Annotated in this window: 15 protein-coding genes; 12 read left to right on the forward strand and 3 right to left on the reverse strand. The window is 64.4% G+C overall.

Annotated features, from left to right (window positions below):
* Positions 1 to 74 precede the first annotated feature (74 nt).
* Positions 75 to 443: a YraN family protein gene (locus VGN93_RS05575; RefSeq protein WP_327506666.1), complete on the reverse strand. Its 369-nt coding sequence runs from the start codon at positions 441 to 443 to the stop codon at positions 75 to 77.
* Complete coding sequence (rsmI, locus tag VGN93_RS05580) at positions 433 to 1,371, reverse strand: 16S rRNA (cytidine(1402)-2'-O)-methyltransferase (RefSeq protein ID WP_327506667.1); 939 nt, start codon at positions 1,369 to 1,371, stop codon at positions 433 to 435. Before rsmI ends, VGN93_RS05575 begins: the two co-directional genes overlap by 11 nt.
* A gap of 233 nt (positions 1,372 to 1,604) precedes the next feature.
* On the opposite strand from rsmI, the gene dnaN reads away from it, so the two are divergent.
* From dnaN to VGN93_RS05615, 7 genes are all read left to right on the forward strand, one after another.
* Positions 1,605 to 2,723: a DNA polymerase III subunit beta gene (gene dnaN / locus VGN93_RS05585; RefSeq protein WP_256118143.1), complete on the forward strand. Its 1,119-nt coding sequence runs from the start codon at positions 1,605 to 1,607 to the stop codon at positions 2,721 to 2,723.
* A 274-nt stretch (positions 2,724 to 2,997) separates the two neighbouring features.
* A complete protein-coding gene (gene pmtA / locus VGN93_RS05590; RefSeq protein ID WP_256118144.1) occupies positions 2,998 to 3,600 on the forward strand; it encodes a phospholipid N-methyltransferase PmtA in 603 nt (200 codons plus the stop codon).
* A gap of 9 nt (positions 3,601 to 3,609) precedes the next feature.
* Positions 3,610 to 4,191 (forward strand): histidine phosphatase family protein, encoded by a 582-nt coding sequence (locus tag VGN93_RS05595; RefSeq protein WP_327506668.1) that lies wholly within the window; start codon positions 3,610 to 3,612, stop codon positions 4,189 to 4,191.
* Between the two features lie 2 nt (positions 4,192 to 4,193).
* Entirely contained in the window at positions 4,194 to 4,892 is a 699-nt protein-coding gene (pyrF, locus tag VGN93_RS05600; RefSeq protein WP_327506669.1) for an orotidine-5'-phosphate decarboxylase, read from the forward strand.
* Positions 4,893 to 4,909: 17 nt separating this feature from the next.
* The gene (locus VGN93_RS05605) at positions 4,910 to 5,197 is read left to right on the forward strand and encodes a DUF1330 domain-containing protein (protein WP_256118149.1); all 288 of its coding nucleotides are present in this window, start codon (positions 4,910 to 4,912) and stop codon (positions 5,195 to 5,197) included.
* A gap of 109 nt (positions 5,198 to 5,306) precedes the next feature.
* A complete protein-coding gene (locus VGN93_RS05610) occupies positions 5,307 to 6,287 on the forward strand; it encodes a complex I NDUFA9 subunit family protein (protein ID WP_327506670.1) in 981 nt (326 codons plus the stop codon).
* 252 nt (positions 6,288 to 6,539) lie between these two features.
* The gene (locus tag VGN93_RS05615) at positions 6,540 to 6,692 is read left to right on the forward strand and encodes a hypothetical protein (RefSeq protein WP_319322400.1); all 153 of its coding nucleotides are present in this window, start codon (positions 6,540 to 6,542) and stop codon (positions 6,690 to 6,692) included.
* 38 nt (positions 6,693 to 6,730) lie between these two features.
* Here VGN93_RS05615 and VGN93_RS05620 read toward each other — a convergent pair whose 3' ends face one another.
* Positions 6,731 to 7,537 carry an undecaprenyl-diphosphate phosphatase gene (locus tag VGN93_RS05620; protein WP_327506671.1) on the reverse strand — a complete coding sequence of 269 codons (807 nt, stop codon included), beginning with the start codon at positions 7,535 to 7,537 and terminating at the stop codon, positions 6,731 to 6,733.
* Between the two features lie 347 nt (positions 7,538 to 7,884).
* Between VGN93_RS05620 and VGN93_RS05625 the strand changes: the two genes are divergently transcribed.
* From VGN93_RS05625 to VGN93_RS05645, 5 genes are all read left to right on the forward strand, one after another.
* Positions 7,885 to 8,577 (forward strand): glutathione S-transferase family protein, encoded by a 693-nt coding sequence (locus tag VGN93_RS05625; RefSeq protein ID WP_319322394.1) that lies wholly within the window; start codon positions 7,885 to 7,887, stop codon positions 8,575 to 8,577.
* 10 nt (positions 8,578 to 8,587) lie between these two features.
* On the forward strand, positions 8,588 to 9,733 hold the full coding sequence (queG, locus tag VGN93_RS05630) for a tRNA epoxyqueuosine(34) reductase QueG (protein WP_327506672.1): 1,146 nt from the start codon (positions 8,588 to 8,590) through the stop codon (positions 9,731 to 9,733).
* Positions 9,730 to 10,605, forward strand: coding sequence for an SDR family NAD(P)-dependent oxidoreductase (locus VGN93_RS05635; RefSeq protein WP_327506673.1), 876 nt, complete (start codon positions 9,730 to 9,732; stop codon positions 10,603 to 10,605). Before queG ends, VGN93_RS05635 begins: the two co-directional genes overlap by 4 nt.
* Before the next feature lie 360 nt (positions 10,606 to 10,965).
* Entirely contained in the window at positions 10,966 to 11,328 is a 363-nt protein-coding gene (locus tag VGN93_RS05640) for a septal ring lytic transglycosylase RlpA family protein (RefSeq protein ID WP_319322384.1), read from the forward strand.
* A gap of 140 nt (positions 11,329 to 11,468) precedes the next feature.
* A complete protein-coding gene (locus tag VGN93_RS05645) occupies positions 11,469 to 12,758 on the forward strand; it encodes an RsmB/NOP family class I SAM-dependent RNA methyltransferase (protein ID WP_327506674.1) in 1,290 nt (429 codons plus the stop codon).
* Positions 12,759 to 12,824 lie beyond the last annotated feature (66 nt).

Genomic DNA, 12,824 nt, shown 5'->3' on the forward strand with positions numbered 1-12,824 from the left:
GAGGGGTGCACTAAGGAGCGACCGTGACGGGCGCGTTACGGTTTCGTGTCAGTTTCGTTACATTTTCCTTTTGCTCAGAACGCATCGACAAGGTGTTTGGGGAAACGCCAGGGCCGCACGGCGACGATGTCATAGCGCAAGGAGAGGCGATGGGCGTCCGGCTGGCGGGAACGCCAGACTTCGCTCGCCGCGCGGATGCGGTTCTGGGTGGTTGCGGTGACGGCGAAGACGGCGCTGTCGACATCGCGGCGGGCTTTCACTTCGACGCAGACGACGAGATCGCCGCGCCGCGCGATGATGTCGATCTCGCCGAGTTTCGTGCGGTAGCGGATGGCACGGATGCGATAGCCCTTGGCGATCAGGTAGAGCGCGGCGAAATATTCGGAGACATGTCCGCGGCGGAAGGCTTGTCGCCGGTTCGGATCCGTCGCCCTACCCCGCATCGCCGCCCTTCAGGTCGATGAGGCGCTGGTAGAGATCACGGCGCGGCAGGCCAGTCTGGCGGGCCGCTTCCGTCGCCGCCTTGCCGGCGGACATGTCCTTGACCAGCATCGAAAGCAGCCGGTCGACGTCGGCAGCCTCGGGTGCGGCCGCCTCGCCCGGCGGGGCGATGACGAAGACGATCTCGCCCTTGACGGTGTGGCCGTCGCCATAAAATGCGGCGAGGTCGCCGAGCGGGCCGCGGCGGAATTCCTCGAAGGTCTTGGTCAGTTCGCGGCACACGCAGGCCAGCCGCCCCTCGCCCAGCACGTCGGCCGCAGCGGTGACCGTTGCCGCGATGCGGTGCGGTGATTCAAAGAAGAGCAGCGTTGCAGGCACACTTGCCAGCTCGGCAAGACGGTCGCGCCGCGCCTTGTCCTTGGAGGGCAGGAATCCGGCGAAGAAGAAGGCATCGTTCGGCAGGCCGGAGCCGACGAGGGCGGCGAGCGGCGCGGAAGCGCCAGGGATCGGCACGACGCGGTGGCCGGCCTCGATGGCGAGCAGCGCGAGGCGATAACCGGGATCGGAGACCAGCGGCGTGCCGGCGTCGGAGACCAGAGCCACGGATTTGCCGGCTTCGAGCGCCGCGATCAGGCGCGGGCCTGCCTCGTCCGCATTGTGCTCGTGATAGGCATAGGGCCGGTTGACGATGCCGTAGCGATCCAGCAGCACGCGGGTGACGCGGGTGTCTTCGCAGGCGAGCACATCGGCGCCGGCAAGCGTTTCGAGCGCGCGAAGCGTGATGTCCGAGAGATTGCCGATGGGGGTGGCGACCAGATAGAGCGCCGGCTCCTGCGGCCGGGCCGGGATCACGGCATTGTGCAGGCGAAAGGTTTTCGCACTTGTACTTTCACCGGCACCCGCCCCGCTTGCTGCTCCCTCGTCCCGCATCGTCCGTCACCTTTCCAGCCGCTGGACGGCCGCATTTCCCCTCCTTATGGGCGAGCGCCGGTGCCGTCGCAAGGTCCGGCGGTTGACTATCCTGTGTCCGGCGCCGTTAGCACTTGCAATCGTCCGGCAGTTTCTGCCATTTTGCCCGTCCACATCCATCCGGCGCCTGCCGGAATTCCAAGGCAATGCCGCGCCGGTGCTCCGGCGTGCAAGCGGTCGAAAGCGATACATCCATGCGCATTACTCTCGAGCGGTCCAATCTCCTGAAGTCGCTGAACCACGTTCACCGCGTGGTCGAGCGCCGCAACACGATCCCGATCCTCTCGAACGTGCTTCTGCGCTCTGACGGCGCCAGCCTCGACATGAAGGCGACCGACCTCGACCTCGAGATCACCGAGGCGACGCCGGCACAGGTCGAGCAGGCGGGTGCCACGACCGTTCCCGCGCACCTGCTCTACGACATCGTGCGCAAACTTTCCGACGGTTCGGAAGTGGCGCTCGCCACCAACGCCGACGGCTCCTCGATGACGGTCACCTCCGGCCGCTCGAAATTCTCGCTGCAATGCCTGCCGCAATCCGACTTCCCGGACCTTACCGCCGGCAGCTTTTCCCATACGTTCCGCCTGAAGGCGACGGACCTGAAGATGTTGATCGATCGCACGCAGTTCGCGATCTCGACGGAAGAGACCCGCTATTACCTGAACGGCATCTTCATCCACACGATCGAGAGCAACGGCGCGCTGAAGCTGCGGGCCGTTGCCACCGACGGCCACCGCCTCGCCCGCGCCGATGTCGAAGCGCCGTCGGGCTCGGAAGGCATGCCGGGCATCATCATTCCGCGCAAGACGGTCGGCGAGTTGCAGAAGCTGGTCGACAATCCGGAACTCGTCGTCACGGTGGAAGTGTCCGACGCGAAGATCCGCTTCACCATCGGCTCGATCGTGCTGACCTCCAAGCTGATCGACGGCACCTTCCCGGATTACCAGCGCGTGATCCCGACCAACAACGACAAGGAACTGAAGATCGACTGCCAGTCCTTCGCGCAGGCCGTCGACCGCGTGTCCACCATTTCCTCCGAGCGCGGCCGCGCCGTGAAGCTGGCGCTTGGCGAAGGCCAGCTGACGCTCACCGTCAACAACCCGGATTCGGGTAGTGCGACGGAAGAACTGGCCGTCGGCTACGACAACGATCCGCTGGAAATCGGCTTCAACGCCAAATACCTGCTCGACATCACCTCGCAGCTTTCCGGCACGGAAGCCGTGTTCATGCTGGCCGATCCGGGCTCGCCGACGCTGGTGCGCGATCTCGCCGGCGACGACGCGCTCTATGTGCTCATGCCGATGCGCGTATAGGCCGCCGGCAGCATCCGGAAACCGTTCACGGAACCCGCCGGCATCCGGCGGGTTCTTTTTTTAAGGTAGCAACGCTGCCTTCTTTGTTTTTACGCAATTCCGGACGCAAAACCGCTTCGCACTTTTGCTGGAACTGCTCTAGAAACTTGCGGGCGACGGCGCAATCAGACTTGTTTTTGACGCAAACCGCGTCACATATTCGCCATGGTCGAATGCGCGGACGGGAATGACGCCCGCCGCCGGCCGGAAAAGCGATACCATGAAGGGGGACGGCATGACGCTGCGTGTGAAGGTCAAGGAACGGCTCGGCAAGAAATTCGACGACGAGATCCGCTTCTTCAAGGGCTGGATGAGCAATACGCGGGCGGTCGGCTCGATCATCCCAACCTCCTCCATCACCGCGCGCCGCATGGCGAGTGTCGTCAATCCCGCCTCCGGCCTTCCCGTGCTGGAACTCGGTCCCGGCACCGGCGTCATCACCAAGGCGATCCTCGGCACCGGCCTTGCGCCGGAAAAACTGACGTCGGTCGAATTTTCCACGGATTTCTACAATCACCTCGTCGAGCGTTTTCACGGCGTCAACTTCATCAACGGCGATGCCTTCGATCTCGACAAGACGCTCGGCGATCTGCGCGAGACGACCTTCGACAGCGTCGTTTCCGCCGTGCCGCTGCTGAATTTCCCGATGCACAAGCGCGTCTCGATGATCGAGGATCTGCTGACGCGCATTCCCGTCGGCCGCCCCGTCGTGCAGATTTCCTACGGTCCGCTCTCCCCCGTCATCGCCATGCCGGACCGCTACCAGATCAGCCATCTCGACTTCGTCGTGCGCAACATACCGCCGGCGCAGCTGTGGACCTACCGCCGCACGCACTGAGCGGCGGCGATGTTCGCGCTCTACATTACCCATCCGCAGGTGCTGATCGACCCGGCCGTGCCCGTGCCCGACTGGGGTCTTTCCGAGCGCGGCCGCGCGCGGGCCTTGCTTGCCGCTGGAGCCGGCTGGGCGCGGCAGATCGGCCGCTTCGTCGCGAGCACGGAGCGCAAGGCGATCGAGACGGCGGACATTCTTGCCGGCGGCCGGATCCCGGTCGAGACCGACCATGCCATGGGCGAGAACGACCGCTCCGCCACGGGTTTTCTGCCGCCTCCTGCTTTCGAGGCGGCAGCGGATGAATTCTTCGCCCATCCGGAGATAAGTTTTCGCGGCTGGGAGCGGGCGGTGGACGCGCAGGCGCGCATCGTTGCCGCCGTCGAGCGGGTGCTGGCCGGCCACGACCCGACCGTCCCCATCGCCTTCGTCGGCCATGGCGGCGTCGGTACGCTGCTGAAGTGCCATCTCAAGGGCACGCCGATCCGTCGCGACGGCGATCAGCCGGGCGGTGGCGGCAATCTTTTCGCTTTCCGGCTTGCAGACCGCGCTGTCACATGCGACTGGACGCCAATGGAGTTTTGGAAAGGGATTTGACCATGTCCTCGCGCGACCGCCTGATCGTTGGCCTCGATGTTCCCACCATCGCGGAGGCGGAAAAGGTGGTCCGGTCGCTTGGCAGCACGGCCCTCTTCTACAAGATCGGCTATCAGCTGGTCTTTGCCGGCGGCCTCGAATTCGCCCGCGACCTTGCCAAGGACGGCAAGAAGGTCTTTCTCGACATGAAGCTGCTCGACATCGACAACACGGTGGCAAAGGGCGTGGAAAACATCGTCAAGATGGGCATGTCCATGCTCACCCTGCATGCCTATCCGAAGACGATGGCCGCCGCGGTCTCCGCCGCCAGGGGGTCCGACCTCTGCCTGCTCGGCGTCACGGTCCTCACCTCCATGGATGCCAAGGACGTCATCGACGCCGGCTATGAATATGACCCCCACACGCTGGTGCTGCGCCGCGCCGAACAGGCGCGCATCGCCGGCATGGGCGGCGTCGTCTGCTCCGCCGAAGAGGCGAATGCCGTGCGCAAGATCGTCGGCGCCGACATGGCGATCGTCACGCCCGGCATCCGCCCCGCCGGTGCCGAGCTCGGCGACCAGAAGCGCGTGATGACGCCGGCCGATGCGCTGAAGGCCGGCTCCAGCCACCTCGTGGTCGCCCGGCCCATCGTCAACGCCGCCGACCCGCTTGCCGCCACCACGGCGATCCTCGCCGAGATGGACGGCGCGCTGAACGCCTGAAACCAAGGGAGAGAGACATGCCGAAGGGCTACTGGATTGCACGGGTCGATGTGCGCGATACCGAGCGCTACAAGGACTATGTCGCCGCCGCCAAGCCGGCCTTCGAGAAGTACGGCGCGAATTTCATCGCCCGCGGCGGTGCGTTCGAGCGTCTCGAAGGCGATGTTCGCGCCCGCAACGTGATCATCGAGTTCCCCTCGCTGCAAGCCGCCGTCGACTGTTACAACTCGCCGGAATACCAGATCGCCGCCGCCATCCGCCAGGAAGTGGCGGATGCGGAAATGGTGGTCGTCGAAGGCATCTGAGCCACCGCGAAAACCCCGGCAGGAGAGACGCTTCGCCGCGCTTCACCTTGCCGGCGCTTTGGGCTATGTAGGCCCTACCCACCTTTCCTACTCTTCAGGAGCTGCCCGCATGACCTTGTCCAACCTTCCGCCGCTCGTCACCGTCTTCGGCGGCTCGGGCTTCGTCGGGCGTCATGTGGTGCGCGCGCTGGCGCGCCGCGGCTACCGTATCCGCGTCGCCGTGCGCCGGCCGGATCTCGCCGGTTTCCTCCAGCCGATCGGCGGCGTCGGCCAGATTTCCTTCGTCCAGGCGAACCTGCGCTATCGCCAGTCCGTCGACCGCGCCGTCGAAGGCTCCGACCACGTCGTCAACTGCGTCGGCGTGCTCTTCGAGGCCGGCCGCAACACCTTCGACGCCGTCCAGGATTTTGGCGCCCGCGCGGTCGCCGAGGCAGCGCGTGCTGCCGGGGCCAAGCTCACCCATATTTCCGCGATCGGCGCCAACGAAAAGTCCGAATCGTCCTATGGCCGCACCAAGGGCCGTGGTGAAGCCGCGGTGCTGCGTACCGTGCCGGATGCCGTGATCCTGCGTCCCTCCATCATCTTCGGCCCGGAGGACGGCTTCTTCAACAAGTTCGCCACCATGGCGCGTTATGCGCCGGTCCTGCCGCTGATCGGCGGCGGCCACACGAAGTTCCAGCCGGTCTATGTCGCCGACGTCGCCGAAGCGGTCGCCCGCTCGGTGGACGGCACGATCGAACGCGGCCGCATCTACGAACTCGGCGGCCCGGAAGTTTTGACCTTCCGCCAGTGTCTGGAATTGATGCTGCGCGTCGTCGACCGCAAGAACCCGCTCGTGTCGCTGCCCTTCGGCATCGCCTCGCTGATCGGCTCCATCGCCTCGCTGGTGCCCTTCATCGCGCCGCCGCTGACCTCCGACCAGGTGACGCTGCTGCGCTCGGACACCGTGGTCTCCGAGGCGGCCCGCAACGAAGGCCGCACCCTCGAGGCAATCGGCATCCAGCCGACCCTCGTCGAGGCGATCCTGCCGAGCTATCTCGTGCGCTACCGCCAGCAGGGCCAGTTCACCAAGATCGACAAGACGGCCTGACCCATCCATTGCCGCAGTGAAAACCGGCCGTCGCGAGGGAAAACCCCGCGGCGGCCGGTTCGTTTTCGAAAGCGCTTTGAGCACTCTGTTGCACTTATGCAGCGGTTAAAAAAAGCTGCGTGGCATTTACCCGTGATTCAGCATGACGCGATATTGATTGTCGTCGGACCAGCGAATAAACACCGCCCCCGTCGCGTCGTACTGATGACAGTTCTGCGGCGTATTTTCAGGACTTTGAGAGGCTCCCGGCCCATGGGCAAGGCAATTGCAATCTTCTTCGGATTTTCGGCTCTGATCATCGTGGCCGGATCCTTTGCCGCGCCCGGAACGGTGTCTGCCGGCAAGCACGGCTGTTCGCCGGCTTACGGCGTCGACCCCTGCACGACCGCATCGGTCGCCAAGTAAGCTTCGGCCGATCCTGAGACCGGCCGAGACCAAAATCTTCAACCGAAGATCAGCAGGCCGATCAGGCCGAGCGTGCCCACGACGATGCGCCAGATGGCAAACAGCGTGAAGCCGCGGCGCGACACATAGTCGAGCAGCTTGCGAACGACGAAGAGGCCCGCGACGAAGGCGGCCGCAAAGCCGACGCCGATCATCAGCAGATCATCCGAGGACAGCGCATCGCGGTTCTTGTAGAGGTCGAGCGTGAAGGCGCCGACCATGGTCGGCATGGCGAGGAAGAACGAAAACTCCGCCGCCGAACGCTTGTCCGTGCCGAGCAGCAGGGCGCCGGCGATCGTCGCACCCGAGCGCGAGGTGCCGGGGATCATCGCCAGGCACTGGCAGAGGCCGATCTTGAAGGCGAGCGACGGCGGATAGGTCATCGCATCCGTGTAACGGGGCGTCAGCGGCAGGCGATCGACCACATACAGGATGACGCCGCCGACGATCAGCACGATGCAGATCAGCATCGGCGTCTCGAAGAGCACCGTCTTGATGAAATCATGCGCGATGGCGCCGATGATGGCGGCCGGCAGGAAGGCCAAGAGCACGCTGAGGACGAAGCGGCGCGCCTCCGGGCGCGATGGCAGGTCGAAGGCGATGCGCAGCAGCTTGGCCGCATAGACGGACAGGATCGCCAGAATGGCGCCGAGCTGGATGAGGACGGCAAAGCTGTTGCCCGGCGACTTGAAACCGAGAAAGTGCCCGGCAAGCAGGATATGGGCGGTGGAGGACACCGGGATGAATTCGGTCAGGCCCTCGATGAGACCGAGAATGAGGGCGCTGACAATCGATTGGTCTGCCATGAAAGTTCCTTGATGCTGGGAAAGGAAAGCATGAAAACGAAGCGGACTGAGAGCCCCCAACAAAACCTCCGGGTCGGCTTTCCGGTGCTTTTCGTCTCTCCCTTCGTCGCCGATCCTCGCCGATGCTGCACATCGACTGCGGTCGGCTCCTCGCGAGCGACGAAAATCCCTCGGCAATCCTCCGCCGGAGATTTTGTTAGGGGCTCTAACGGCAAAAAGCCCGATTCGCTTGTGTTTGTACCACCAAATTTCTATAGGTTCGTCAAATCAGCCGTCGCCAAATCAGGTCCGCGTCAAGCGGCAGGCCCGGCATCGCCCCTTCCGCAAGACGAGTAAAAGCAGCGTTCATGCCCACACTCTATCATCACCCGATGTCTTCCGCTTCGCGCTTCGTCCGCTTGATACTGGCGGAATATGGCTTCCAGACGGAGCTTGCCGAAGAAGCGCCGTGGGAAAACCGACGCGATTTCCTGGCCCTCAACCCGGCCGGAACCCTGCCTGTCTATGTCGACGACAGCATGCGGGCGCTCTGTGGCGCGAGCATCATTTCCGAATATCTCGACGAGACCCACGGCGTGCTGAAGCGCGATCGCCGGCTGCTTGCCGAAGACCCTTTTCAACGCGCGGAAATCCGCCGGCTGACAGAGTGGTTCCTGCAGAAGATGGAGCAGGACGTGACACGCCCGCTGGTGCGTGAACGGATCTTCAAGCTGCAGATGACCTCGGATCAGGGCGGCGGCCCGCCGGACAGCAAGATCTTGCGCAATTCGCGCGCCAACATCCGCCAGCACATGAAATATCTCTCCTGGCTTGCGGGTTCACGCACCTATCTCGCCGGCGACCGCCTCAGCTATGCCGACCTTGCCGCCGCTGCGATGATCTCGGTGCTCGACTATATGGGCGAGATCAACTGGGCGGACGCGCCGCAGGCCAAGGACTGGTACCAGCGGCTGAAATCCCGCCCCTCCTTCCGCCCGCTGCTCGCCGAGCGCGTGCGCGGCGTCACCCCGGTCTCGCATTACGCGGACCTCGACTTCTGAGGACGGACACATGTCGGGCGACGAGAGGATCCGGCGCCGCCTGACCGACTTCGTCAAGGCGGAGGCCGCCGACAAGGGCTTCGATCTCTGTCGCATCACCGGCCCCGATTCCATTCCGCAGGCGCCCGCCCGGCTCGCCGATTTTCTCGCCGCCGGCTATCACGGCACCATGGAGTGGATGGCAGAGACGGAAGCCCGCCGCGCCGATCCGCGCGTGCTGTGGAGCGACGTGCGCTCCGTCATCCTGTTCGGCATGAACTACGGCCCGGAGCACGATCCGCGCGACGTGCTCGACAAGCCGGACCGGGCGGCGATCTCGGTTTACGCACAGAACCGCGACTATCACGACATCATCAAGGGCAAGCTCAAGGAAGTGGCGACGCGGTTTGCGGCGCGCGGCGGGGCGGATGTCAAAGTCTTCGTCGACACGGCGCCGGTGATGGAAAAGCCGCTGGCGGCCGCTGCCGGGCTTGGCTGGCAGGGCAAACACACCAATCTCGTCAGCCGCACGCACGGCTCCTGGCTCTTTCTCGGCAGCCTGTTCACCACCGCCGACCTCTTCCGCGACGAGCCGGAGCGCGACCATTGCGGTTCCTGCCGTGCCTGCCTCGACGCCTGCCCGACGGATGCCTTTCCGGCCCCCTACAAGATCGATGCGCGGCGCTGCATCTCCTACCTCACCATCGAGCACAAGGGGCCGATCGAGCCGGAATTCCGGGAAAAAATCGGCAACCGCATTTATGGCTGCGACGATTGCCTGGCCGCCTGCCCCTGGAACAAGTTCGCCGCCAGCGCTTCCGAAATGAAGCTCAAGGCGCGCGAGGAGCTGAAGGCGCCGGCGATTGCCGACCTGCTGGCATTGGACGATCCCGGCTTCCGCGTGCATTTCTCCGGTTCGCCCGTCAAGCGCATCGGCCGCGACCGCTTCGTGCGCAATGTGCTGATCGCCGCCGGCAATTCCGGCGACCGCAGCCTGATCGACCGATGTGTCCTGCTTGCCGACGATGCCGCGCCGGTGGTGCGGGGCATGGCCGCATGGGCGCTCTCGCGCCTCATGACCGCTGGTGAATTCGAAGAATTTGCGGCAGGAAGGGCGTACGACGCGGACGCGGATGTGCGCGCGGAATATGAAAGAGCGAAGGCGGACTGTCGATGACGCATCTCCTGATCCTTGGCGCCGGTTTTTCCGGCAAGGCCATCGGCGACGTTTTCAGGGAGGCCGGCTTTTCCGTTTCCGGCACGACGCGCTCCGCCGAAAAAGCAGAGGGTCTGCGCACCCTTGGCATTGAGCCTATACTCTATGACGGTGGCACGATCTCGGAAGCGCTTGCCGCCGACATGGCGCGCGCCAGCCATGTCGTGCAGTCGATCGCACCCGGCAAGGATGGCGATCCGCTGTTTCGCGCCGGCAGCCCCGCGCTGTCCGTCCTGATGCCGAAGCTCGAATGGGCCGGCTATCTCTCCACCGTCGGCGTCTATGGCGATCACAAGGGCGCCTGGGTCACCGAGGACACGGAACTGAACCCCGTGTCCGCCCGCTCGGTCGAGCGGGTCGAGGCGGAGAACCATTGGCTCGACTTCGGCAAGGCCTCCGGCCTGCCCGTCGCCGTGCTGCGCCTTGCCGGCATCTACGGGCCGGGACGCAATGCGTTGCGCAACATGGAGGACGGCACCGCCCGCCGCCTCATCAAGCCGGACCAGGTGTTCAATCGCATCCGTGTGGAAGATATCGGCCGCTCGGCGCTGTTCCTTGCGGGCAAGCGCCTGGGCGGCGTCTGGAACATCACCGACCACGAGCCCGGCCCGCCGCAGGACGTGGTTGCCGAGGCCGCCCGGCTGATGGGCCTGCCGGTGCCGCCGGATATTCCGTTCGAGACGGCGGAACTTTCCCCCATGGCGCGGTCTTTCTATGGAGAGAACAAGCGCGTTTCGAACGCAAAGCTGCGTGCTGCCGGCTTCGAATTCCGCTTCCCGAACTATCGCCAATCGCTCGCCGACCTCTGGTCCTCCGGGCGCTGGCGCGGCTGAGGGAGGCGTGCCGGCAGCCCCGACTTTTGCGCTTTTATACAACCATAAATTTACTTGCCCCAATTTTGCCGCCGGATTCATGCGCAGCGATAGCTAATATTGAAAGTTTTTTCCGAAAATTTGCACGATCCCCGCACAAGCATTCCAGCTTTACAGTCGATCCAGTTTAGCGACTGATTCGGAAGCATTTTTCTTGTCACGTTAACGAAGATGAAAAATCCATCGTGGGCGATGGACTGTATATCCTGATGGCCTTTGACAGAATTGCGGCCGGTTGAGGCACGTTTTCGCCACTTTTGCTTCCTCATAGGGCGAGCATAGCAGCGGAAATTCACAACTTGCCCGGAAGGTCATCCGAACATGGTGCTCAAACTCTCCAGTGTGGCTCTTGCCTCCCTCGTCGCCGCCTCCTCCACCTTCGTTACCTTCACGGATGCTCAGGCGGCCGGTTGCGGTCGCGCTTCCTGGTATGCGCTGCACTCGCGCACCGCCTCCGGCGAGCGCATGAACCCGAACCTCATGACGGCCGCCCATCGCAGCCTGCGCTTCGGCACCAAGGTGAAGGTCACCAACGCCAACAACGGCAAGAGCGTCGTGGTGCGCATCAACGATCGCGGCCCATTCATCCGCGGCCGCGTGCTCGATCTGTCCAAGGCCGCCGCCTCCAACATCGGAATGATCCGCTCCGGCCACGCCAAGATCTGTTTCGAGGTCATCGGCTAAGTCAGCCTCCAGGTTTCTTTGTTTCGTTTGTCTTTCCGGGAAAACCGGTTCCCACTTTTCCCTGACAAACTCTAATCTGACCGCGCCGGCTTGCTCTCGGCGCGTTCCGCCGCTACCACGACGCAAAACGGAGTAAACCTATGCGATTGGGTGGGCGGCTTTCGGGAGCCATCGAGGTTCTGACGGATATCGAGACGCGGCGGCGCCCCGTCGCCGATGCGCTCAAGGACTGGGGTCTCTCCCATCGCTTCGCCGGCTCCGGCGACCGCGCCGCGATCGGCAACATCGTCTATGACGCGCTGCGCATGAAACTATCGCACGCCTATCTGATGGACGACGACAGCCCCACGGCCCTCGGTTACGCCGTGCTGCTGCGCCAATGGGGCCTGACGCCCGAGGCGATCGCCGCCGAACTCGACGGCGACCGGTTTGCCCCGGAACTGTTGTCCGAAGACAAGCTTGCCGCCTTCCGCGCCCGCAACCTCGATGAGGCGGCGCCGCATGTGCAGGGCGACATCCCGGAATGGATCCAGCCGTCCTTCGAGCAAAACTTTTCCGACAAATGGCTGGACGAGGCCAAGGCGCTGGCCGGCCGCCCGACGCTGGACCTGCGCGCCAACACGCTGAAGGCGGGCCGCGACAAGGTGCTGAAGGCGCTGGAGCGCAGCGCCGCCGTCGCCTCCCCCATTGCCCGCCAGGGCATCCGCATTCCCGCCGGCGAAGGTCCGTCGCGCCTGCCGAACGTCACCGCCGACCTCGCCTTCCAGAAGGGCTGGTTCGAGGTGCAGGACGAAGGCTCGCAGATCGTCGCCGATCTCGTGCTGCCGCAGGAGGGCGAGCAGGTGCTCGATTTCTGTGCCGGCGGCGGCGGCAAGACGCTCGCCATGGCGGCCGCGATGAACAACAAGGGCCAGGTGCACGCCTACGACACCGACCGCAAGCGCCTCGCCCCGATCATCGAGCGGCTGAAGCGCGCCGGCACCCGCAACGTCCAGGTGCACCAGGACATCACGAGCCTCGCCGCCCTTACGGGCCGCTTCGACCGCGTGCTGGTCGACGCGCCCTGCACCGGCACCGGCACCTGGCGCCGGCGGCCGGACACCAAGTGGCGCCTCACGGAAAAGAACCTGGAAGAACGCCTTGGCCAGCAGCAGGAGGCACTTGCCAATGCGAGCGTGTTCGTGCGTCCCGGCGGCTCGCTGCTCTACGTCACCTGTTCGATCCTGCCGCAGGAAAACGAAAACCAGGTCCATGCTTTCTGCGAGAACAACCCGGAATTCGAGATCCTTTCGGCCGCCAAGGCCTGGCAGGACCTGTTCGGCACCGACAAGCCGCAGCCATGGTCGACGGATAAGAAGACGGTGACGCTGACGCCAGCCTCCACCGATACGGACGGCTTCTTCTTCTGCGTGATGGGCCGCCGGGCCTGACGGCTGCGGCGTCCCCACTGTTGCGCTCTGTCAAATGTGTGGAACAGCTTGAAACCGTTCTAAACT

Origin of the sequence: Shinella sp. (assembly GCF_035998705.1) — a bacterium.
In the GTDB taxonomy this organism is placed as follows: Bacteria; Pseudomonadota; Alphaproteobacteria; order Rhizobiales; family Rhizobiaceae; genus Shinella.